Here is a 22,405-nt window from a genome sequence, read left to right on the forward strand (position 1 = left end):
AGGGATATGACCGCGTCGAAGGATTTTGACGATCGCCTGCTGTCACTGGGACTGGCGCGCGTCAGCGAAGCTGCAGCCTATGCTGCGGCCTCGCTGATCGGGCGGGGCAATGAACATGCTGCCGATCAGGCAGCCGTCAGTGCCATGCACGCCGCGCTGAACCAGATGGATATTACCGGCACAATCGTCATCGGCGAAGGTGACCACGACCAGACGCCGATGCTGTATCTGGGGGAAACCCTTGGCACCGGCGACGGTCCGCGGGTCGATATCGCGCTGGACCCGTTGCAGGGCTGCACGCTGACCGCCAAGGATATGCCGAATGCGATGACAGTCATTGCGCTTGCCCTGCGCGGCAGCCTGATGCAGGTGCCCGATGTTTATATGGACAAGCTGGCCATCGGGCCCGGCTATCCGCCCGATCTGGTCACGCTTGATATGTCCCCCGCCGAACGGGTCCATACACTGGCACAGGCACGCGGCTGTGCTGCCAGCGATATCACCGTCTGCATTCTGGAACGCCCCCGTCACGAAGACATCATCGCCGAGGTCCGCGACACAGGTGCCGCTGTGCGCCTGCTTAGCGATGGCGATGTTGCAGGGGTCATCCACACCGCCGAACCCGAACTGACGGGCATAGATATGTATATGGGATCGGGCGGTGCCCCTGAAGGCGTGCTGGCCGCATGTGCGATGAAATGTATGGGGGGCCAAATCTGGGGTCGCCTGATCTTCCGAACCAAGGATGACGAAGCCCGCGCACGGCAGGCCGGCATTACCGATCTGAACCGCATCTATGGGCGGGACGATATGGTCACCTCGGATGTGATTTTCGCGGCAACAGGTGTGACGGATGGAACAATCGTCGCGGGGGTCAAGCGTGAACCCGGCTATCTGACGACCGAAACCATTTTGATGCGGTCCAAGACCGGATCGGTGCGGCGGATGACCTACCGCAGCCCCGTCAAATAGGTTAGACGGGGCCTGATTAACGGGACCAGAACAAAGGCGGGCACGACGTGGCATTCCTAGGCATCGACACTTCGGTGACAGGGCGGCGCTGGATCGGCCCCGCCGCAGACCTTGAACGGTGGGCCGAAGGACTGGCGCAGCAGGCAAAGCTGCCGTTGCCGGTCGCACGGGTTCTGGCCGAACGCGGCATCGACCCGATCGATGCCGAGGCTTTCCTGACCCCGAAACTGCGCGACCTGCTGCCCGACCCCTTGGTCCTGCGCGATATGGAGGTGGCAGCCGCCCGCATTGTCGATGCCGCGATCAAAGGCGAACGCATCGCCATTTTTGCCGATTATGACGTGGATGGCGGTACATCGGCGGCGCTGCTGATCGACTGGTTGCACCAGCAGGGGCGGCAGGCGACGCTGTATATTCCCGACCGGATCGATGAAGGCTATGGCCCGAACGAACCTGCCATGTCGGCGCTGGCGGCGGAACATGACCTGATCATCTGCGTCGATTGCGGCACGCTTAGCCATGACGCGCTGGCGGCGGCCAAGGGCGCAGAAGTCATCGTGCTGGACCACCACCTTGGCGGGGAAACCCTGCCCCCCGCATTGGCCGTGGTGAACCCCAACCGCGTGGACGAAGACAGCAGCCTTGGCCATCTTTGCGCGGCGGGCGTCGTGTTCCTGACGCTGGTGCAGGCGGGACGTGTGCTGCGGGCCAAGGATCTGCCGCAGCCCGACCTGATGGCCATGCTGGATCTGGTGGCGCTGGCCACCGTGGCCGATGTGGCCCCCTTGGTCGGTGTGAACCGTGCCTTTGTGCGTCAGGGGTTGGCCGTCATGGCCCGCCGCCAACGCCCCGGTCTGGTGGCCCTATCCGACATCGCACGGTTGGACGGCCCGCCTGCGGCCTTTCATCTAGGGTTCCTACTAGGGCCGCGCATCAATGCCGGTGGCCGTGTGGGCCGCGCCGATCTGGGGGCGCAATGTCTGGCCTCGCGCGATCCGGTGCAAGCGGCGCAGCTGGCACAACAGCTGGACGATCTGAACCGCGACCGCCGCGCGATCGAGGCTGCCGTCCGCACCGAAGCCTTGGCGCAGGTCGAGGCGCGGATGGACAGCCGCCTGTCATGGGCCGCCGGTCAGGGCTGGCATCCGGGCGTCGTCGGCATTGTCGCCGCCCGCGTAAAAGAGGCGACCGACCTGCCCTCGGTCGTGATCGGGGTCGAAGGCGGCATCGGCAAAGGCTCGGCCCGATCGGTGCCGGGCGTCGATCTGGGGCGTGCCATCCAGCGACTGGCCCGCGAGGGGCTGCTGATCAAGGGCGGCGGCCACGAAATGGCCGCGGGTCTGACGGTTGCCGAAGACAAGATCACTGCGGCGATGGAACGTCTGTCGGACCTGCTGGAACGCGATCTGGCGGGCCGGACGGGCGGTGGCGATCTGCGAATTTCCGGCCTGTTGGAAACATCGGGGGCCACACCACAGATGTTCAAAATGCTGGAAGACGCCGGCCCCTATGGTCAGGCCGCCCCTGCCCCGCGCTTTGCCTTTGCCGATCAGGTGATCGACAGCGCCGCGACCATGGGCGACCGCCACCTGCGCCTGTCCTTTCGCACCCCCGGCGCCCCCGCGATGGAGGCTGTGGCATGGGGCGCGATGGACGGCCCGCTTGGTCCGTCGCTGATCGGGTCTAAGGGACGGCGCTTCCATCTGGCGGGCAAGCTGGAACTGTCCACATGGGGCGGGCGTGAAAGGCTGCGCCTGCGGCTGGATGATGCCGCCCCTGTGATCTGACGCAACCCGATCGGGCGGGCGCGGGTTCTGATACCGACTGAACGTGATATTCTTCAAAGACAGGAGCCTATGATGAAACTGATCTGGCTTGGCCATTCCGGCTTTCGACTGGAAACAGGGGATGCGGTTATTTTGATCGACCCGTGGATCACCGGAAACCCCGCCTTCCCGCAGGACCAGCGCGATCAGGCCATCAAGGGCGCCACCCATATTCTGCTGACCCACGGTCACGGCGACCACAGCGGTGATGCGCTGGCACTGGCGCGTGATCTGGATATTCCTATCGCCGGCATCTATGACCTGATCACCTATTGGGAAGCCGAGGAAAACATCACCGGCATCGGTTTCAACAAAGGCGGCACGGTCGATCTGGCCGGCGTGCAGGTGACCATGGTCAATGCCTGCCATTCCAGTTCCATCAGCGGACCCAACGGCCCGATCTATGCGGGGGCCGAGGCGGGCTATATGATCGCCGCCGAAGGTCACGTTATCTATCTGTCGGGCGATACCGACATCATGGCCGATATGGACTGGATGGGCGATCTGCATAAACCCGATATCGGCATTCTGTGTGCGGGTGGCCATTTCACCATGGATATGACCCGTGCCAGCTATGCCGCGAAACGCTATTTCAATTTCAAGACGGTCATCCCCTGCCACTACAAAACCTTCGACGCGCTGGAACAGGATGCATCGGTGATGATCCAGGCCCTGCCCGACGTTCAGGTGGTCGAGCCTGAAATCATGAAAGCCATTGAATTATGACCCCCTTCCAGACATTCGACGACCCCGAGGGCGGCGGCAACCACGCCCCCCGTCTGGCTGAACTTCGCACTGCATTACGGGATCAGGATCTGGTCGGCTTCATCGTTCCGCGCGCCGACGCCCATCAGGGGGAATATGTTGCCGATGCCGATGCACGGCTGGAATGGCTGACAGGTTTCACCGGCAGCGCAGGCTTTGCCATTGTCACGATGGATCGGGCCGGTGTCTTTATCGATGGCCGATACCGTGTGCAGGTCCGCAGCCAGATCGACCCCGCCCATTTCACCCCCGTTCCATGGCCAGAAACGCGCCCCTCGGACTGGCTACGAGAGGCGCTGCCGAAAGGCGGTCGCATCGGCTTTGATCCTTGGCTGCACACCCGCAAGGAAATCGAAGGGATGGAGCAGGCGCTTGAGGGCAGCAACATCGGCCTGATAGCCCTTGACCAAAACCCCGTCGATACCATCTGGCCCGATCGCCCCGCCACCCCCGTCGGGCAGGCCCGCATCCACCCCGCCGAATGGGCAGGGGAAGGCGGCGACGAAAAACGCGCAAGACTGGCCGCGCAGCTGAAATCGGCAGGACAGGCTGCCGCCTTCATGTCGCTGCCCGATTCGATTTCATGGCTGCTGAATATCCGCGGCACGGACGTCCCCAAGAACCCCATCGTGCAATCCTTTGCCGTATTGTCCGACAGCGGCCATCTTGCGCTTTTCGCCGATCCGGCGAAATTCGATGATCAGCTGCGGGCGCACTTGGGCAATCAGGTCACCATCCTGCCCCATGATGCCCTATCTGCTGCATTGACTGATCTGGAGGGCCCCGTCCGGCTGGACCCTGCCTCTGCCCCAGAAGCCGCCTTCCGCATCCTTGAAAACGCACAGACGGATATCGCCCGCGCGCCTGATCCCGCCATCCTGCCCAAGGCAATCAAGAACGGCCCCGAATTGGCCGGAATGCGCAAAGCCCACCATCAGGACGGCATCGCAATGGTCCGCCTGCTGTCATGGCTGGACCGGCAGCAACCCGATACGCTGACCGAAATCGGCGTTGTCCGCCAGCTTGAGGATTTCCGCCGCGAACAGGGCATTCTGGATATCAGCTTCGACACAATTATGGGGGCAGGTCCGAACGGGGCGATTGTCCATTACCGCGTGTCACAGGCAACGAACCGCACCATCAGCGCGGGCGATTTGCTGCTTATCGACAGCGGCGGACAATATGAGTGCGGCACCACGGATATCACCCGCACCGTACCCATAGGTGACCCCGCTCAAGAAGCGATCGGCCCCTATACTGGGGTTCTGCGGGGCATGATCGCCCTCAGCCGCGCCCGCTTTCCACAAGGCGTCACGGGCGGCCATCTGGACGCATTGGCGCGCCAACATCTCTGGGCGCAGGGACTGGATTTCGATCACGGCACCGGCCATGGCGTCGGCGCGGCCCTTTGCGTCCACGAAGGCCCGATCCGCGTCAGCCGCGCCAACGATGTTGCCCTGCAAGCGGGGATGATCCTGTCAAATGAACCTGGCTATTACCGCGAAGGTGCCTTTGGCATCCGGATCGAGAATCTGATCGCCATTGAGGAAGCACAGGCTGAAGCAGGCCGTCAGATGTTGGGCTTCCAGACACTGACCCTATGCCCGATTGATCGCAGATTGATCGATATTGCGGCATTGTCCCCCGATGAACGCGACTGGCTGGATGCCTATCACGCACAGGTTCGAGATGCCTTGTCGGATGACTTGGACGACAGGGATCGCGCATGGCTGGCCAAGGCCACGGAACCGCTGATCGCCTCGTGACACGACGCCCCGGGGGGGGGGTGCGGGGGGCAGGCAGCCCCCCGCTGCGCCGCGGGACGCAATTTACAGGGCGCTCAGAATCCGCTCGGCCTCGGCTTTGCAGGAGATCAGCTGGCTGCGATCCTCGCCGGGGAAAAACCGTGCGCGCACAGCAGTTGGCATGGGTGCGGGCGAATCAATCACCACACGTGGCCCCATACGGGCTGTTTCGGCCTGCCATGTGCGGGCCAGCGCAATCTGGGCTGCCTTGGTTGCACCATAGACGCCAAAAAACTTCTGTCCTTCGCGCGGATCGTCAAAGAACAGCGATGTACCGCCATTGCGCCGCAACAACGGCTCCAACAGTGCGATCAGACCGCGCGTCACCTCGACATTGATCAACATCGATTTGGACCAGTCGCGGCCTTCTATATGCGGCGCAGGCGACATGGGGGCCGCGTGGATCGCGCAATGCGCCCACAGGTCCAGCCCACCCCAACGGCCTGCAATCGCTTGCGCCATCTGCTGCATCGCCGCAGCCTCGCCCACATCCATCGGCGCAAGGGTCGCCTGACCGCCCGCCGCGCGGATACGGTCGTCCAACTCCTCCAGCCCGCCGACCGTTCGTGCCACTGCCAGCACGTGATACCCGCGTGCTGCCAGACTTTCGGCCAAAGCCGCCCCCAGCCCGCGCGAGGCCCCCGTCACCAACGCCACTTTTGGCGTCTTTGCCTGATCATGTTCACTCATGCCGGACCCCTTGCCACTGCCGCGCCTGTCACGCAAGCTTTTCGTTGTCGCATAAAAAAGGGGCCCGCGACGGGGCCCCTTTCCTTTATCCCCCGAAAACTTAGCGCTTCGAGAAATCTACATAGTCGCGGCGTTCCGAACCGACATACAGCTGGCGCGGACGACCGATCTTGTTCTGCGGATCGCCGATCATCTCTTTCCACTGGGCAATCCAGCCAACCGTACGCGACAGCGCAAAGATCGGCGTGAACATGGACGTCGGGAAGCCCATGGCTTCCAGAATGATGCCCGAATAGAAATCGACGTTCGGATACAGCTTCTTGCTGACGAAATATTCGTCCTCAAGCGCGATGCGTTCCAGTTCCTTGGCGACCTGCAGGGTCGGGTTGTCCCCGACGCCCAGCAGCTCCAGAACCTCGTCTGCGGATTCCTTCATCACGTTCGCACGCGGATCGAAGTTCTTATAGACGCGGTGGCCAAAGCCCATCAGGCGGAACGGATCGTTCTTGTCTTTGGCGCGGGCGATGAATTCCGGAATCCGGTCAACCGTGCCGATTTCACGCAGCATTTCCAGACATGCCTGGTTTGCGCCACCATGTGCCGGACCCCACAGGCATGCAATGCCCGCAGCGATACAGGCGAAGGGATTCGCACCCGACGAACCTGCCAGACGCACGGTCGAGGTCGAGGCGTTCTGTTCGTGATCGGCGTGCAGCGTGAAGATGCGGTCCATGGCACGGGCCAGCGCCGGATCGACAGTGTATTTCTCTGCCGGAACCGAGAAGCACATGTGCAGGAAGTTGGACGCGTAATCCAGCTCGTTGTCGGGATACACGAAGGGCTGCCCGATCGAGTATTTATAGGCCATCGCAGCAATCGTCGGCATTTTCGCGATCAGACGGATCGCGGCCACTTCACGCTGCCACGGATCGGCAACATCGGTGCTGTCGTGATAGAATGCCGACATTGCACCGATTACGCCAACCATTGTGGCCATCGGATGCGCATCGCGACGGAAGCCACGGAAGAAGTTGTGCATCTGTTCGTGGACCATCGTGTGACGGGTCACGCGGTGTTCAAAATCAGACATCTGCTCTGCCGAAGGCAGTTCACCGTAAAGAAGCAGATAGCAGACTTCCAGATAGTTGGACTGGCCGGCCAGCTGTTCGATGGGATATCCGCGATACCACAGTTCACCCTTGTCGCCATCGATGAACGTGATGGTCGAATCGCAACTGGCGGTCGAGGTAAAGCCGGGATCATAGGTGAAGACATCGGCCTGACCATAGAGCTTGCGGATGTCCAAAACATCCGGTCCCTGCGTCGGGCTAAGGATCGGCAGATCGTAATCCTGGTCGTTAATTCGCAGTTTGGCGCTTTTATCAGCCATCCTGTGCGTCCTTTCCGGCTAAGCCTTACAGCCTGTCGTTAAAACCGGCAGGCTGTATTGGCATGTGAAAGCAGGCTTCAGCCTGCCAAATCGGTCTGGTCCTGAAGCCGGGCCAGCGTTTCGTCGCGACCAAGCGCAGTCATCATGTCGAATACACTGGGGGTCGCGCTGGTTCCGGCCAAGGCTGCCCGCAAGGGGCCGGCAATCTTGCCAAGGCCCACGCCATGTTGCTCTGCGATTTGCTTGGCGAAACCCTCCAGCTCGTCTCGGCTCCAGCTAGCATTCTGCACCGCGGCAGTCAATGATTTCAGCATACCACGGGATACCGCGTCAAGATTCTTGGCCGCTTTGGCGTCGACCTCGATCGGGCGCTCGATCAGGGCGAAGCGTGCCTGATCCATCAATGCAGGCAGCGTTTTGGCTTTTTCTTTCAAGGCAGGCATGGCGCCTTCGATCCGTTGAAGCTGCACGGGCGTCAATGCCGCGCCATCCGATTCCGTAAGGTAATCCTGCAACGCTTCCATGACAGCGGCGTCGGACATGGTGCCGATATGGTGGCCGCTGACATGTTCCAGCTTCTTGAAATCCAACCGCGCAGGCGCACGACCAATGCCCGAAAGATCGAACCATTCGCGGGCCTGCGCGTCGTCGAACAGCTCGTCATCGCCATGGCTCCAACCCAAACGGGCCAGATAGTTACGCATGGCAGCGGGCGGATAGCCGAGGGCCGCAAATTCATGCAGGCCGACCGCGCCGTGGCGCTTGGACAGCTTCTTGCCATCCTCACCATGGATCAGCGGGATATGTGCAAAGACCGGACGGTCCCAGCCCATCGCGTCATAGATCTGGATCTGGCGGGCCGTGTTGGTCAGGTGGTCATCGCCGCGCACAACATGGGTGACGCCCATATCATGGTCATCCACAACCACGGCCAGCATATAGGTCGGTGTGCCGTCGCTGCGCAGCAGGACCATATCGTCCAGCTGGTCATTGGCCACACGCACATCGCCCTGCACTTCGTCGGCAATCACCGTTTCGCCGTCGCGCGGGGCCTTCAGGCGGATCGCATAGGGCGCATCCGGCAGGTCGGTCGCATCGCGCCACGGGCTGATGAAGGGCTGACGGGGGTTTTCTTCACGCCATGCGGCGATTTCATCAGTCGTCGAAAAGCATTTATAGGCCTTGCCCGCCGCCAGCATCTGGTTGGCGACCTCGGCGTGGCGGTCCTTTTGTTCGAACTGGCTGACGGGTTCGCCGTCCCAGTCAAGGCCCAGCCATTCCAGACCCTTCAGGATCGCGGCGGTGGCTTCGGGGGTGGAACGGGCGCGGTCGGTATCTTCGATCCGCAGCAGGAACTTGCCACCACGACCACGGGCATAAAGCCAGTTGAACAGCGCCGTTCTTGCGCCACCGACATGCAGATATCCGGTGGGCGAAGGGGCAAAACGGGTGACGACAGAGGGGGTTTCGGACATGGGGGCCTTCGGAAAATGTCATGATGCGACACGGCGGTCGGGCGTTAACGCTTTGGTAACAGTCGCCGTGCCATTCTTAGGGGCAATTGATAGTCAACAGGCCGCGAAAGGACAAGGATGTTGCCCCATACGGGTACGCCCCCCTTCCAGCCACGCCCGGCCGCCGCAACGCGTGCGGGCCTGTTCCCTTGGGTGCCTGTGCTGCTGTCGGTCGGTATCACCCTGTGGTTCTGGCGACCGGCGCTGCTTGGCGCGTGGCAATGGGTGGCCCTTGGCGCGCTGGTTCTTGCGGCCCTGACGCTGGCGGTATCGGCCCATCGTTTTGCCGATCGCGGGCGTATCGGCTGGCGCATGGCCGATGCGCTGCATCTGGGGGCTTTGGCCGTGATGCTGGTGGGCATCGGCACCGGTTTGGCCGGTTTTCGCGCGGCACATATCGCCGCGCCGGTGTTGCAATGGCGGTATTACGGCCCCGTCGAAGGCCGCGTGACCGAGATTGACCGGTCATCGCGCGACCGGATGCGCGTGACGCTGGATCAGGTGATGCTGCGCGATCTGGCCCCCGATCGCACGCCGGCCAGGGTGCGTCTGTCGCTGATGACGCCCGACGCCGATCTGCCGCCCGTCGGCCAGCGGGTGATGATGACCGGACATCTTGGGCCGCCTTCGGGCCCTGCCGCGCCGGGCAGTTTCGATTTCCGCATCTATGCGTGGTTTCAGGAACTGGGGGCGGTCGGTTATTCCCGCACGCCGATCATGGCGGTGGCAGCCCCCCAAGGCGGCATCTGGTGGCTGCACCGCGCCCGCCTGAAGGTCAGCGCCGCCATCCGCGACCGCATCGGCGGTCAGGCGGGGGGCGTCGCATCGGCCCTGATGACAGGGGACCGGTCGGGAATTTCGGAACAGACGAACGCAATCATGCGGGCCTCGAACCTGTATCACATCATCTCCATCTCGGGTCTGCATATGGGGATGCTGGCGGGGTTCGTGTATGCGGGGCTGCGGTTTTTGACCGTGGGCCTGCAAGGGGCGGGCATCGGGTTGGGCCAACCCTTGCACAAATGGGCGGCGGGCGGCGCATTGGCGGCGGCGGCGGCGTATCTGTGGCTGTCGGGGGGCGGGGTGGCGACGGAACGCGCGTTCATCATGGTTGCCGTCATGCTGGGCGCAATTCTGGCCGACCGGCGGGCAATATCGTTCCGGTCCGTCGCGCTGGCGGGGACCGTCATCCTGATCATCACCCCCGAAGCCGTCACCGGCGCCGGCTTCCAGATGAGCTTTGCCGCAACCATCGCCCTAATTATCAGCTATGGCCCGTGGTCGCGGATTGCCCCCTGGTTCCCGTGGTGGATCAAACCTGTGGCGATGCTGGTGGTATCATCGCTGGTGGCGGCGCTGGTGACATCGCCCATCGCTGCCGCGCATTTCAACCGGATGTCGCAATACGGGCTGTTGGCCAACCTGTTGGCGGTGCCGGTGATGGGGACGCTGGTCATGCCCGCAGGCGTCATCGGTGCGATTCTGGCGCTGATCGGGGCCGAGGCACCCGCCCTGTGGGTCATGGGCATCGGCACAAAATGGATGCTGTTGGTGGCAGGATTTGTCGCAGGTCTGGGTGGGTCGGTGATGGCCGTCTCCAAACCGCCTGCCGCCGTTATTCCAATGATGGAGTTCGGGGCCGTGCTGGCCATCCTGTGCTGGCGGTTGCGGGGGCAACGGACATGGGTGCTGAATTGCGGGTTGGTAGTGGGGCTGGTGATGATGGTCGCAGCGGGCGGGATATGGGCAACCACGCAGCGTCCGATGATCCTGATCGCGCCCGAGGGCGAGGCCGTCGGTCTGATGACCCCCCAAGGTCGCGCCGTGTCAAAACCGGCGGGCGGGGCCTTTGTCATCTCAAGCTGGTTGCAAGAGGATGGCGATATGGAAACGCAGGAAATATCCGCCGCCCGCCCCGCATGGCAGGGGGATAAGCGCGACCATTGGGCCGACCTGCCGAACGGTTGGCAGCTGTGGCATCTGACGGGCAAAGGATCGGGTGATCGCGCCCAAGGGGCCTGTAAGGCCAAGCGTATCGTTGTTGCCTCAGAAAAGCTGCCCGAAACCGGACATCTGCCCTGTCTGCTGTTCGATCCGGCCAGTCTGCGCAAGACCGGCGCGATTTCGATGGATTTCCGCGACGGCGCACCTGTCTGGCATCAAGGTGATGTCATGCGACTGCGGTGACATGCCCGCCCCTTTGACAGGGACGGGCGTTGATCCGGTCAGGCGACTTCGGCGAAGACCTTGCCCAGCGCCTTGTCCAGCTTTTCGAACATTTCATCCATCTGGGGTTCGGTCATGATGAACGCAGGGCACAGCACGATGGATTGGCCCAGCGGACGACAGATCAGGCCCATATCGGTGCAGGTATTGGCAATGCGTTCGCTGACCGACAGATGGCCGTCAAAGGGTGTCTTGGTGGCCTTATCCTTGACCGCCTCCAGCGCCCACATAAAGCCGATGCCGCGATATTCGCCGATATTGGGGTTCTGGGCCAATTGGCGCATGCCGTCTTCGAACCGCGGCGCAAGGTTGCGGACGTTTTCGGCCAGACCTTCATTCATCACCACATCAATAGCCTTCAACGCGATCGCGCAGCCGACCGGATGACCCGAGGCGGTGAAGCCATGCGGGAATTCCTCGATCTTTTCGATGGCGGCTTGCAGGCGGTCGGACAGTTCCGGCCCAAGGATCACAGCCCCCATGGGGAACAGGCCCGCCGTCAGGTTTTTAGAGCTAATGATGGCGTCCGGTGTGAAATCATAGGTTTCACAGCCCCATGTGTTCCCCGTGCGGCCAAATCCGGTGATCACCTCGTCCGAGATCATGGGGATGCCATATTTCTTCAGGATCGGCAGGACCGCCTGGAAATAGCCTTTGGACGGCGGAATAACCCCGCCAGCACCCTGCACAGGTTCTGCAAAGAAACCGGCGATGGTGTCTGCGCCTTCCTGCAAGATGGTGTCTTCCAGTTCGCGCGCAAGGCGGGCGGTGAACTGTTCTTCTGTCTCGCCCTCGGCACCGAAACGCCAGAAGTGAGGGCAGCCCACATGGATAAAGCCGGGCAGCGGCAGGCCGAAAACCTCGTTATAGGGCTTGGCGGTCATACTGGCCGACACAGCCGTCACACCGTGATAGGCATTGCCACGGGTGATGATCTTGCGCTTTTGCGGATTGCCTTCGGATGCATGCATGAACCACAGCATCTTGACCATCGTGTCATTCGCTTCGGAACCGGAGTTCGTATAGAACACCTTGCCGTTGGAAAAAGGCGACACCTCGATCAGTTTTTCCGACAGCATCACGGTCTGGTCGGACATCCGCCCGAAAAACGCGTGATAGCCCGGAAAGCGGTCGTACTGGTCTTTGGCAGCCTGCGCCAAACCCTTGTGGTCGAAACCGGCGACCATGTTCCACAGGCCCGAATTGGCATCCAGATAGCGGTTGCCGTTAACGTCTACGACATAGGGGCCTTCGCCATGGGTCAGCACGACCGCACCGCGTTTATGCACGCTGGGCAGGTCCGTGAAGCCGTAAAGGGAATATGCGTCGGCGCGTGCTTCCCAGCTTTGCGGTGTCGTCATGGTGATGCTCCTCAACCGGATATTGCTGGCAGGCTATCCGCCGCACACGGCGCGTTCAATGGGTGTCGCAGCGACTTGCCAACTGTGTGGACCGCACGCACAGTGCGCCGAAACTTCAGGAGGAGATATCCGTGAGACAATTTTTGATGGCCGCAGCCGCCGCCATGGTCTGCGCGACACCACTTGCCGCCGAAGAACCCGCCATGAACCGCATCGATATGATTCGCCCTGATGCGCCCGAACTGGCCGCTTATGGCGATCTGCCCGTTGGCGTCAGGACCGTGGAATTCACCGACCCCGACCGCATCAACGTTGCGGCCACCACTGCCGAAGGCACCCCGCCGACCGGTCCCCGCACCATGACTGTGGAAATCTGGTATCCCGCAGCCGAAGACACCCAAGCGGGCGGCACCTATGATGTCCTGCTGCGCGACGGTGAAACCCATGTGATCCTGACAGGCCGTGCCAGCCGCGATGCCGCCACCGCCACCGGCGAATTCCCCCTGCTGATCGTCTCTCACGGTTTTCCCGGCAACCGTTATCTGATGAGTCATCTGGCGGAAAACATGGCCTCAAAAGGTTATGTCGTTGTTTCGGCAGACCACCCCGAAAGCACCTATGACGATATGGGGCCTTTCATCTCGACCCTTGTGAACCGTGCTGTTGACCAGCGTTTCCTGCTGGACAGCATGGCGGGTCTTGATGATGAAATCGGCGCGATTACCGATGCCGATCATACCGGCGTTATCGGCTATTCGATGGGCGGCTATGGCGCGGTGATCTTTGCGGGCGGTGGCCTGACCGAAACCGCCGTTACCCGGTCCGAGCCTGACCGCTTCGTCGCCCCCCAGCCCCTGCTTTCCCGCCTTCAGGCCGGCAGCGACGAATTTGCCGAACTGGTCGACCCCCGCGTCAAAGCCGTCATGGCAATTGCCCCATGGGGTCGCCAGCATGATTTCTGGGACGCCGAGGGTCTGGCACAGATCGACAAGCCCCTGATGCTGGTCGCAGGCAGTGTTGATGACGTGTCGGAGTATGATGCCATCCGTCAGATTTTCGACGAAACCACCGGCACCACCCGCCATCTGTTGACCTTCAACCACGCCAACCACAATGCTGCCGCCCCTATGCCAGCCCCAGCCGAATCCTATGCGATGTCGGAAAAGCTGGGCTGGGCGCCTTTTGAACATTATGCCGATGCAGTCTGGGACACGGTGCGGATGAACAACATCCTGCAACATTTCAGCACCGCCTATTTCGATGTCCACCTGAAGGACAAACAGGACGAGGCGCGTTTTCTGGACCTGACGCCGGTCTCGGATGATGGCGTGACCGCGCTTGATGATGACGGCAATGAAACGCCCGAACACACCTATTGGGCCGGTTTCCCGGATCGCAGCGCCAAGGGCCTGCGGTTCGAAACCCACGCCAAAGGCGAATGACCTAACCGGGGCGGCGCAGGCCTATGACATCCAGTTCGGCCTCCAGTCCGGACAGGGGGTCGCCCCGCACATCTGCCACCAGCGCATCGAAGCGCTGGCGCAGGGCGGCCTTTTCGTCGCCCTTGCAATCATTCCACGGGCGTCCTTGCAGCGCCATATGCATCACATAATAGCCGATGAAATGCGGTCGCTCCCCGCCTGCCAGCAACATAGCGTAGGCCGCATCCGCCCCCAGCCGGTGCAGGGTTGCAGCATCGGGAATACCGACAGCCATCAGCGATTTCGCCGTCGCGGGCCCGATATTACGGATGGTCACCAGATCGCTGTCCATGCTCTGTCTTTCCAAAAGCCCGCCTTTCCTGTATCAGCGCGCGAACCCCAAGGACAGCGTGGCATGACCGAAGAAGCCAAGACCGCACCGGCGGCCAAAAAATTATTTATCAAAACCTATGGCTGCCAGATGAACGTCTATGACAGCCAGCGCATGGCAGAAGCCATGGGCGCCGAAGGCTATGTCATGACCGAGGATCAGTCGGACGCCGATATGGTCCTGCTGAATACCTGCCATATCCGCGAAAAAGCGGCGGAAAAGCTGTATTCCGATCTGGGTCGTCTAAAGCCGCTGAAGGCCGCGAAACCCGACCTGAAGATCGGCGTCGCAGGCTGCGTGGCACAGGCCGAGGGCGCCGAGATTACCCGCCGCATGCCGCTGGTCGATCTGGTCGTGGGCCCGCAATCCTATCACCGCCTGCCCGCCATGGCGCGCGGCGAAGGCCCAAATATCGACACCGACTTCCCCGAGGAAGACAAGTTCGACCACCTGCCCGAACGCATGGCCACCCGCCGCGCACCGGCTGCGTTTTTGACCGTGCAGGAAGGCTGCGACAAATTCTGCGCCTTTTGCGTCGTGCCCTATACCCGCGGGGCCGAGGTTAGCCGCCCCGTCGACCGCATTCTTTCCGAGGCACGCAATCTGGTTGCACGCGGCGTGCGTGAACTGACCCTACTGGGACAGAACGTGAACGGCTGGCATGGCGAAGGCCCCGATGGCCGCGAATGGGGCTTTGGCCGCCTGATCCGCGCCATCGCCGAACTCGACGGTATGGACCGTATCCGCTATACCACCAGCCACCCCAATGACATGGCCGAGGATCTGATCGCCGCCCATGGCGATGTGCCGCAACTGATGCCCTATCTGCATCTGCCGGTCCAATCGGGCAGTGATGGCATCCTAAAGGCGATGAACCGTAAGCATACGGCGGATCACTATCTGCGCCTGATCGACCGTATCCGTGCCGCGCGCCCCGACATCTTGCTGACCAGCGATTTCATCGTCGGCTTTCCGGGTGAAACCGATCAGGATCATCGCGATACGCTGCGCCTGATCGAACAGGTCGGCTATGGCATGGCCTACAGCTTCAAATATTCACCCCGCCCGGGCACCCCCGCCTATGACCGCCCCGAGGTCGAGGCCGCCGTCGCCGACGCCCGCCTGCAGGAATTGCAGGCCCTGCTGACCCGCCAGCAAAAAGCCGTCCAGCAGGATATGGTCGGTCGTACGGTCGGCGTGCTGTTCGAAAAACTGGGCCGAGATGCTGGTCAGATTATCGGCAAATCCGACTATCTGCATTCAGTTTTCGTCAACGCCCCGCAGGCGCAGGTCGGCGATCTGGTGCAAGTGCGGATTATTGAAAGCGCGACAAACTCCCTTCAGGGCGAATTGATCGCTTGAGCCGCCAGCGGGGGGTCCGGGGGGCTGCAGGCCCCCCGGCGTCGCGGGACGCAATCACACCCCGCGCAGGTTTCCCCACAGCATGACATGCAATTGCGGCAACACCCGTGGCCTGAACCAGCGGTCCGCAGTGACCTTATTCACCAGCCATAACAGCCGGTCCGCCACATCCTGCGCGGCAACAGGCACATCGGGGTCCACCTCGGGGTTGCCGGGTTGCAGATACAGCGGCAGGTTCGGATAGCGGGCCGCAGCCTCCTGCGCCCACCGGTAATCAGCATCGTCGAAAATCACGATCTTGATGACGGTTTGCTTGGCCGTCTGCCCCGCCTGAACGCAGGCATCAAAGGCATCCCAATCCACCACCTGATCGCTGGAGGGCGGCTTGGGGCTGAGCACCAGCATATCCAAATCGCCGAACCAAACCCGCGCGACCGACCCTTGGGTTTCGCAAGCAAAGCGATAGCCGTCGCGCTTTCCCATCGCAATCACCGGCCCGAAATCCTGAATCGCCGGATTCCCGCCCGAAATGGAGATCGTCAGCGGTACGCCCCCCGACAGATCGCGCACCTTGACCCAGACCTGTTCAGGTTCCAACGGCGTCCATGTCTCGCGGAAGGCGCTCTCCACCGCATGCAAGGAATCGCACCAGCTGCATCGGTAATCGCAGCCACCTGCGCGGATAAAGACGGTCGGTTCGCCGATCAACGCGCCCTCGCCTTGGATGGTCGGGCCAAAGATTTCAGCAATGCGAAGGCGGCTCATGGGCGGTACTCGGCCCATGTCTTGGGCGTCTCGCTGATCTTGACGGCGGTGGTTTCGGGCCAGCGGGCCTTGCACCAGTCAAAGAAATGCCGCGCCATGTTTTCGGCGGTGGATGGACCCTTTAGCACGTCGTTCAGATGGCGGTGATCGAAGGTGCCGTCGATGTAATCTTTCAGCGGCTTTAGTTCGTGGTAATCGCGCACGAAGCCATCGGCGTTCAGATCGGTCGATGCCAGTTCGACTACAACGATGTAGTTATGCCCATGCAGCCGCGCGCATTGGTGATCGTCCGGCAGATGCGTCAGCTGATGCGAGGCACTGAAGTGAAATTCCTTGCTGATCTTGTACATCACGGCCCCTCATGCGCGGCGATGGCCGCCTGCCAGAAATCGGGATCGGCATAATCGGTGGGGTCGGTAACGCCCGCCAGATGGAAGGCCTCGCGCCGCTCGACGCAGGTGCCGCAGCGCCCGCAATGCCGGTCGCTGCCCTTATAACAGGACCATGTTTCGGCAAACGGCGTGTTGTGACGCGCGCCTTCGGTCACGATGTCGGCCTTGGTCGCGTGGACAAAGGGCACATGCAGATCGATATCGGCATAGCCGTCCAGCGCCGCCTTCTGCATTGCACCAAAGGCATCCGTAAAGGCGGGGCGGCAGTCGGGATAGATGAAGTGATCGCCCCCATGCACCGCCGCAGCAACTGCATCATCACCATTGGCAGCAGCAATACCAAAGGCAATCGTCAGCATGATCGCGTTGCGGTTGGGAACGACGGTGACGCGCATCGTTTCTTCGGCATAGTGGCCGTCAGGAACGTCGATATCATCAGTCAGGGCCGATCCTGACAGTGCCGACCCAAGGCCGGACAAATCGACCAGATGGAACGGCACGCTCAGACGGCGCGCACAAGCGGCGGCAAAATCCAGCTCCTTGCGGTGACGCTGGCCATAATCAAAGCTGACCAACCGCGACAGGTGCCCCTGCCCCGCAAGGCTGTGCGCCAAAGAAACGGAATCGATTCCGCCAGAGCAGACGAGAGTAGTTTTCATATCTGTAACCCTTGTTTTTGTGACCCGGGTAGGCTGCGACCGGGTGCGCGCCGCCTAACAGGCAGCGCGCGGAAAGTGAAGCCTTGGCTTAATGGGCATCCGCCCAGTTCAGCCCCTGTCCCGCCTCGACCGTCAGGGGAACGGACAGCTTGATCACAGGTTCGGACGCGTTTTCCATGATGTCACGGGCGACTTTGATCAGATCGTCAACCGCATCGTCGCGCACTTCAAAGACCAGTTCGTCATGAACCTGCAACAGCATCCGCGCGGGCAGATGCTTGATGGCATCAGGCATTCGTACCATCGCGCGGCGGATGATATCGGCAGCAGCACCCTGAATCGGCGCGTTAATTGCCGCACGACGCGCACCACCTGCGGCAGGGCCGGACTGGTTGATGCCGGGCGTATTGATACGCCGCCCGAACATGGTCCGCACAAAGCCGTCCTGTTTGGCATCCGCCACGGTTTTGTCCATATAGGCACGGATTTCGGGGAAGCGTTCGAAATAGGTGTCGATGAAGCTCTGTGCCTCGGCCCGCGGAATACGCAGGTTGCGCGACAACCCGAACCCCGAAATGCCATAGATGACGCCAAAGTTGATCGCCTTGGCCTGACGGCGAATCATCGGGTCCATACCCTCAACCGGCACGCCGAACATCTGGCTGGCGGTCATGGCGTGGATGTCGATATCATCACGGAACGCCTGCTTCAGCGCCGGAATATCCGCGACATGGGCCAGAATACGCAATTCGATCTGGCTGTAATCCAGACTAACCAGTTTATACCCGTCGGGTGCCACAAAGGCCTGCCGGATACGGCGACCTTCTTCGGACCGGATCGGGATGTTTTGCAGGTTCGGATCACTGGACGCCAAACGCCCCGTCTGCGCGCCCGTGATGGAATAGCTGGTATGGACCCGCCCCGTTTCGGCATTCACATAGGTTTGCAGCGCATCGGTATAGGTCGATTTCAGCTTGCTGATCTGACGCCAATCCAACACCCGCGCCGGCAGGTCGTGACCTTCGGCGGCCAAATCCTCCAACACGTCGGCACTGGTTGAAAACGCACCGGTTTTGCCCTGCTTGCCGCCCTGCAAGCCCATGCGTTCAAACAGGATTTCACCTAATTGTTTGGGGCTGGCGATGTTGAATTTCTCACCGGCCAGTTCGTGAATCTCATCCTCTAGCTGGGCCAGTTTTTGGGCAAAGACGTTCGACATCTGGCTCAGGGTGGACCCATCGACGCGGATGCCGGTCATCTCCATTTCCGCCAATACCGGAATCATTGGACGTTCCAGCGTCTGATAGGCGGTCATCACCTGCTGGTCAGGCAGCATCGGCAGGAAATGTTGATACAGACGCAGCGTGACATCCGCGTCTTCGGCCGCATAGGGGGCGGCCTTTTCAATGGCCACCTGACCGAAATGGATCTGGCTTTTGCCCGTGCCGATCAATTCCTTGATGGGGATACATTTATGGCCCAGATAGCGTTCGGCCAACTCGTCCATACCGTGATTATGCGTGCCCGCATTCAGCGCATAAGACATCAGCATCGTATCGGCCAAGGGCGTCATCTGCACACCCAGCCGCGCCAAGATCTTCCAGTCGTATTTCAGGTTCTGCCCGATCTTCAGGATCGAGGGGTCTTCCAATAGCGGCTTCAACGCCGCCAACACGGCCTGCATGTCCAACTGGCCTTCAACCAGTGCGGATTTGCCGAACAGATCGTCGCCCCCCGCGACATGGCCAAGCGGGATATAGCAGGCCCTGCCCGCAGCCACGGAAAGCGAAATCCCGACCAGATCGGCCTGCATTTCGTCCAGTCCGGTGGTTTCGGTATCGATCGCCACCTGACCGGCATCGCGAATCGCGGCAATCCAGCCGTCCAGCGCGGCCATATCGGTCACGGTTTCGTAGCTGGCAGTGTCGATGGCGGGCTGTTCGGGTGCGGCGGGCGCATCGGCCACGGGGGGGGCCGTAATGGCGGGGGCTTCGGCGCCCAGCTTGTCGGCAATGCGTGTTGACAGCGTCCTCATTTCCATCACGGACAGAAACTCCAACAAGGTCTGCGGATCGGGGTCGCGCACTTCCAGACTGTCCAGCGTAAAGTCCAACGGCGTGTCGCAATCCAGCGCGACCAGACGGCGGCTGATGCGGATTTGTTCGGCATGGTCGATCAGGGTCTGGCGGCGCTTGGGCTGCTTGATTTCACCCGCCCGTTCCAGCAACGCATCCAGATCGCCGTATTCATTGATCAGCAGGGCGGCGGTCTTGATGCCGATGCCGGGCGCACCGGGCACGTTGTCGACCGCATCGCCTGCCAGCGCCTGCACATCGATGACACGATCGGGGCCGACGCCGAATTTCTCCATCACCTCATCGGAGCCGATCAGCTTGTTCTTGATCGGGTCCAGCATATCGACGCCATTGCCGACCAGCTGCATCAAATCCTTGTCGCTGCTGATGATGGTGACACTGCCCCCCGCATCGCGCGCCTTGCAGGACAGGGCAGCGATGATGTCATCGGCCTCATACCCTTCGGTCTCGATGCAGGCGATATTGAAGGCGCGGGTCGCATCGCGGGTCAGCGGGAATTGCGGGCGCAGATCCTCGGGGGCCTCGGGGCGGTTGGCCTTGTATTCGGGATAGATCTCGTTGCGGAACGTCTTCGAGGAATGGTCAAAGATTACCGCCGCATGGGTCGGCGCGGCATTGCCATCCTCGTTCTGGACATAGCGCCACAGCATGTTGCAGAACCCTGCGACGGCACCCATCGGCAAACCGTCCGATTTGCGCGTCAGGGGCGGCAGCGCGTGATAGGCGCGGAAGATAAAGGCCGAACCATCAATCAGATTCAGATGGCAGCCCTTGCCGAATGCGTCGCTCATGCTCAACTTCCCCTATGGTCCAAGCATGTCTTTTGGCACGGCTGGACCGAATCTTCCAGCCGCCGAAAAGGGGGGCTTATGCCCAAAATGCGCCGGAAAGCGGACTTGCCGCAAAAGACCTGCACAGCCTGCGGGCTGCCGTTCACATGGCGCAAGAAATGGGCCAAGGACTGGGATCAGGTCAAATATTGTTCGGACCGTTGCCGCAACAGCGGTCGCAAGGGTGGCGAAGCCACCCGGCCTTGACGCCCCCTCGACGGGGGCGGGCAAGGCCAGCCGTGCCGGGACGGATCAGTGATCGTCGTGGGCGTTTTCGCGGTCGATCACAAAGCGCTTGTCGCAATAGCCGCAATCGACAAACCCCAATTCCGGAGAGATTGCCAACCACACACGCGGATGGCCCAGACCTGCCGTATCGTCGCCATCACAGCAGACGCGCCACTTGGTGACTTTTTCGGTGACTGGGGCGGGCATTTTCATCGCCTCGGGACCCGTCTCGGTCGAGAGAGCGGTCCGTGACGTGACATGGCGGATGATGGGTTGGGTCATGGGCTGGCCTTCTTGTGGCGGCGGGCTTCATCTGGTCTAACTCCACCAATAGCGCAGCGCCGCCTGCCTTCGCAAGCACTGCAAGGATAGACCTATGACCGACGCTCTGAAAATTACGGGTCTTCGCAAGACCTATGCCGCCCAAGGCAGCGCCCCTGCCAAACATGCCCTGAAGGGCGTGGATATGACCATCAAGGCCGGCAGCATCTTCGGGCTGCTGGGTCCCAATGGTGCCGGAAAATCCACGATGATCAATATTCTGGCAGGTTTGGTGAATAAAACCGCCGGTCAGGTGGTCATCTGGGGCTTTGATCAGGATGTGAACCCGCGCCAGTCGCGGGCCGCCATCGGGATCATGCCGCAAGAACTGAACATGGACCCCTTCTTTACCCCGCGCGCCAGCCTAGAGGTGCAGGCAGGCCTTTACGGTGTCCCAAAATCCGAACGCTGGACGGATGAATTGCTGGCCCTTGTCGGCCTGACCGAACAGGCCAATGCCTATGCCCGCAACCTGTCGGGCGGGATGAAGCGCCGTCTGCTACTGGCCAAGGCCTTGGTGCACCGGCCACAGATTCTGGTGCTGGACGAACCGACAGCCGGCGTCGACATTACCCTGCGCGATATGCTGTGGGCCAATGTCCGCAAGCTGAACGAACAGGGTATGACCATCATCCTGACCACCCATTATCTGGAAGAGGCCGAACAGATGTGTGACGAAATCGCCATCATCAACCACGGCGAGGTCGTCATTCGCCAGAACACCAAAGAACTGCTGTCACGCACCGATGGCAAGACGCTGGTTCTGGACACCGGCGGTCCGGTCACCCTGCCTGCCCTTCCCGAAAGCGTGCGCCATGAACGCCGCGATGATGGACGGCTGGCGATCACATATCCGCCATCGACCCTGCGGGCGGACCAGATTCTGGACGCATTGCGCGGTGCAGGCATCCCGATTTTGGATGTTGCCACCGAACAGCCCGACCTTGAAGATGTCTTCGTCGAACTGACGCGCGGCAAGTAACCCCGCCGCGCCGGTGTTGATCAGTCGCGCAGGCTGACCATCGGTCCCATCATCCGGCCACCCATGATGTGCAGGTGGAAATGCGGAACCTCTTGCACGCCGTCTTCGCCGGCATTGGTGATGGCGCGGAAACCGTTACCGCCATCCAAGCTGACGCCCTCAGCGGCGGCAACTTCGGCGCACAGCCGCATAAAGCCGACGATCTCGGCGTCCGAGGCATTTTTCGAGAAATCGTCGAAGCTGACATAGGCCCCTTTCGGGATCACCAGCACATGCGTCGGCGCCTTGGGCGAGATATCCCTGAAGGCCAGCGCGTGGTCGTTTTCCGCGACCGTATTGTTGGGAATCTCTCCTCGCAGGATTTTGGCGAAGATGTTGCTATCATCATAGGCAAAGCCCATAGAAAGAA

20 protein-coding genes are annotated in these 22,405 nt (G+C 61.5%); 9 read left to right on the forward strand and 11 right to left on the reverse strand.

What is annotated here, in order from left to right; genetic code table 11:
• Positions 1-6 precede the first annotated feature (6 nt).
• The 4 genes from glpX (at position 7) to DWB67_RS11785 (ending at position 5,329) form a co-directional block, all read left to right on the forward strand.
• The gene (gene glpX / locus DWB67_RS11770; RefSeq protein WP_119807735.1) at positions 7-972 is read left to right on the forward strand and encodes a class II fructose-bisphosphatase; all 966 of its coding nucleotides are present in this window, start codon (positions 7-9) and stop codon (positions 970-972) included.
• Between the two features lie 47 nt (positions 973-1,019).
• The gene (recJ, locus tag DWB67_RS11775; protein ID WP_119807736.1) at positions 1,020-2,759 is read left to right on the forward strand and encodes a single-stranded-DNA-specific exonuclease RecJ; all 1,740 of its coding nucleotides are present in this window, start codon (positions 1,020-1,022) and stop codon (positions 2,757-2,759) included.
• A gap of 72 nt (positions 2,760-2,831) precedes the next feature.
• Positions 2,832-3,524, forward strand: a complete 693-nt coding sequence (locus tag DWB67_RS11780; RefSeq protein ID WP_119807737.1) for a metal-dependent hydrolase — start codon at positions 2,832-2,834, stop codon at positions 3,522-3,524.
• On the forward strand, positions 3,521-5,329 hold the full coding sequence (locus tag DWB67_RS11785; protein WP_119807738.1) for an aminopeptidase P family protein: 1,809 nt from the start codon (positions 3,521-3,523) through the stop codon (positions 5,327-5,329). The genes DWB67_RS11780 and DWB67_RS11785 overlap by 4 nt, the downstream gene beginning before the upstream one ends.
• A gap of 63 nt (positions 5,330-5,392) precedes the next feature.
• On the opposite strand, the gene DWB67_RS11790 is transcribed toward DWB67_RS11785, so the two are convergent.
• The 3 genes from DWB67_RS11790 to gltX form a co-directional block, all read right to left on the reverse strand.
• Positions 5,393-6,058 carry an SDR family oxidoreductase gene (locus DWB67_RS11790; RefSeq protein ID WP_119807739.1) on the reverse strand — a complete coding sequence of 222 codons (666 nt, stop codon included), beginning with the start codon at positions 6,056-6,058 and terminating at the stop codon, positions 5,393-5,395.
• Positions 6,059-6,158: 100 nt separating this feature from the next.
• A complete protein-coding gene (locus DWB67_RS11795) occupies positions 6,159-7,448 on the reverse strand; it encodes a citrate synthase (RefSeq protein ID WP_119807740.1) in 1,290 nt (429 codons plus the stop codon).
• A gap of 77 nt (positions 7,449-7,525) precedes the next feature.
• Positions 7,526-8,923 carry a glutamate--tRNA ligase gene (gene gltX, locus DWB67_RS11800; protein WP_119807741.1) on the reverse strand — a complete coding sequence of 466 codons (1,398 nt, stop codon included), beginning with the start codon at positions 8,921-8,923 and terminating at the stop codon, positions 7,526-7,528.
• Between the two features lie 117 nt (positions 8,924-9,040).
• Between gltX and DWB67_RS11805 the strand changes: the two genes are divergently transcribed.
• On the forward strand, positions 9,041-11,149 hold the full coding sequence (locus tag DWB67_RS11805) for a ComEC/Rec2 family competence protein (protein WP_119807742.1): 2,109 nt from the start codon (positions 9,041-9,043) through the stop codon (positions 11,147-11,149).
• A gap of 38 nt (positions 11,150-11,187) precedes the next feature.
• On the opposite strand, the gene DWB67_RS11810 is transcribed toward DWB67_RS11805, so the two are convergent.
• A complete protein-coding gene (locus DWB67_RS11810; protein WP_119807743.1) occupies positions 11,188-12,549 on the reverse strand; it encodes an aminotransferase in 1,362 nt (453 codons plus the stop codon).
• A gap of 131 nt (positions 12,550-12,680) precedes the next feature.
• Here DWB67_RS11810 and DWB67_RS11815 point away from each other — a divergent pair, with 131 nt between their 5' ends.
• Complete coding sequence (locus DWB67_RS11815) at positions 12,681-13,991, forward strand: alpha/beta hydrolase family protein (RefSeq protein ID WP_370453588.1); 1,311 nt, start codon at positions 12,681-12,683, stop codon at positions 13,989-13,991.
• Position 13,992: 1 nt separating this feature from the next.
• Here the strand turns inward: DWB67_RS11815 and DWB67_RS11820 are convergent, their stop codons facing one another.
• Entirely contained in the window at positions 13,993-14,322 is a 330-nt protein-coding gene (locus tag DWB67_RS11820; RefSeq protein WP_119807745.1) for a TfoX/Sxy family DNA transformation protein, read from the reverse strand.
• Between the two features lie 63 nt (positions 14,323-14,385).
• Between DWB67_RS11820 and miaB the strand changes: the two genes are divergently transcribed.
• Positions 14,386-15,723 carry a tRNA (N6-isopentenyl adenosine(37)-C2)-methylthiotransferase MiaB gene (gene miaB / locus DWB67_RS11825; RefSeq protein ID WP_119807746.1) on the forward strand — a complete coding sequence of 446 codons (1,338 nt, stop codon included), beginning with the start codon at positions 14,386-14,388 and terminating at the stop codon, positions 15,721-15,723.
• A gap of 54 nt (positions 15,724-15,777) precedes the next feature.
• Here miaB and queE read toward each other — a convergent pair whose 3' ends face one another.
• The 4 genes from queE to polA all read right to left on the reverse strand — a co-directional run bounded on the left by queE (position 15,778) and on the right by polA (position 20,426).
• On the reverse strand, positions 15,778-16,488 hold the full coding sequence (gene queE, locus DWB67_RS11830) for a 7-carboxy-7-deazaguanine synthase QueE (RefSeq protein ID WP_119807747.1): 711 nt from the start codon (positions 16,486-16,488) through the stop codon (positions 15,778-15,780).
• Entirely contained in the window at positions 16,485-16,838 is a 354-nt protein-coding gene (gene queD / locus DWB67_RS11835; RefSeq protein WP_119807748.1) for a 6-carboxytetrahydropterin synthase QueD, read from the reverse strand. Before queD ends, queE begins: the two co-directional genes overlap by 4 nt.
• Positions 16,838-17,539 carry a 7-cyano-7-deazaguanine synthase QueC gene (gene queC / locus DWB67_RS11840; protein ID WP_119807749.1) on the reverse strand — a complete coding sequence of 234 codons (702 nt, stop codon included), beginning with the start codon at positions 17,537-17,539 and terminating at the stop codon, positions 16,838-16,840. Before queC ends, queD begins: the two co-directional genes overlap by 1 nt.
• An 88-nt stretch (positions 17,540-17,627) precedes the next feature.
• Entirely contained in the window at positions 17,628-20,426 is a 2,799-nt protein-coding gene (gene polA / locus DWB67_RS11845) for a DNA polymerase I (protein WP_119807750.1), read from the reverse strand.
• Between the two features lie 78 nt (positions 20,427-20,504).
• On the opposite strand from polA, the gene DWB67_RS11850 reads away from it, so the two are divergent.
• A complete protein-coding gene (locus DWB67_RS11850; protein ID WP_119807751.1) occupies positions 20,505-20,672 on the forward strand; it encodes a DUF2256 domain-containing protein in 168 nt (55 codons plus the stop codon).
• 45 nt (positions 20,673-20,717) lie between these two features.
• On the opposite strand, the gene DWB67_RS11855 is transcribed toward DWB67_RS11850, so the two are convergent.
• Positions 20,718-20,906: a zinc-finger domain-containing protein gene (locus DWB67_RS11855; RefSeq protein ID WP_119807803.1), complete on the reverse strand. Its 189-nt coding sequence runs from the start codon at positions 20,904-20,906 to the stop codon at positions 20,718-20,720.
• A gap of 163 nt (positions 20,907-21,069) precedes the next feature.
• Between DWB67_RS11855 and DWB67_RS11860 the strand changes: the two genes are divergently transcribed.
• Positions 21,070-21,996: an ABC transporter ATP-binding protein gene (locus DWB67_RS11860; protein ID WP_119807752.1), complete on the forward strand. Its 927-nt coding sequence runs from the start codon at positions 21,070-21,072 to the stop codon at positions 21,994-21,996.
• A 20-nt stretch (positions 21,997-22,016) separates the two neighbouring features.
• On the opposite strand, the gene DWB67_RS11865 is transcribed toward DWB67_RS11860, so the two are convergent.
• Positions 22,017-22,397 (reverse strand): histidine triad nucleotide-binding protein, encoded by a 381-nt coding sequence (locus DWB67_RS11865; RefSeq protein WP_119807753.1) that lies wholly within the window; start codon positions 22,395-22,397, stop codon positions 22,017-22,019.
• Between the last annotated feature and the right edge of the window lie 8 nt (positions 22,398-22,405).

Source organism: Paracoccus sp. JM45 (assembly GCF_003590715.1).
Taxonomy (GTDB): domain Bacteria; phylum Pseudomonadota; class Alphaproteobacteria; order Rhodobacterales; family Rhodobacteraceae; genus Paracoccus.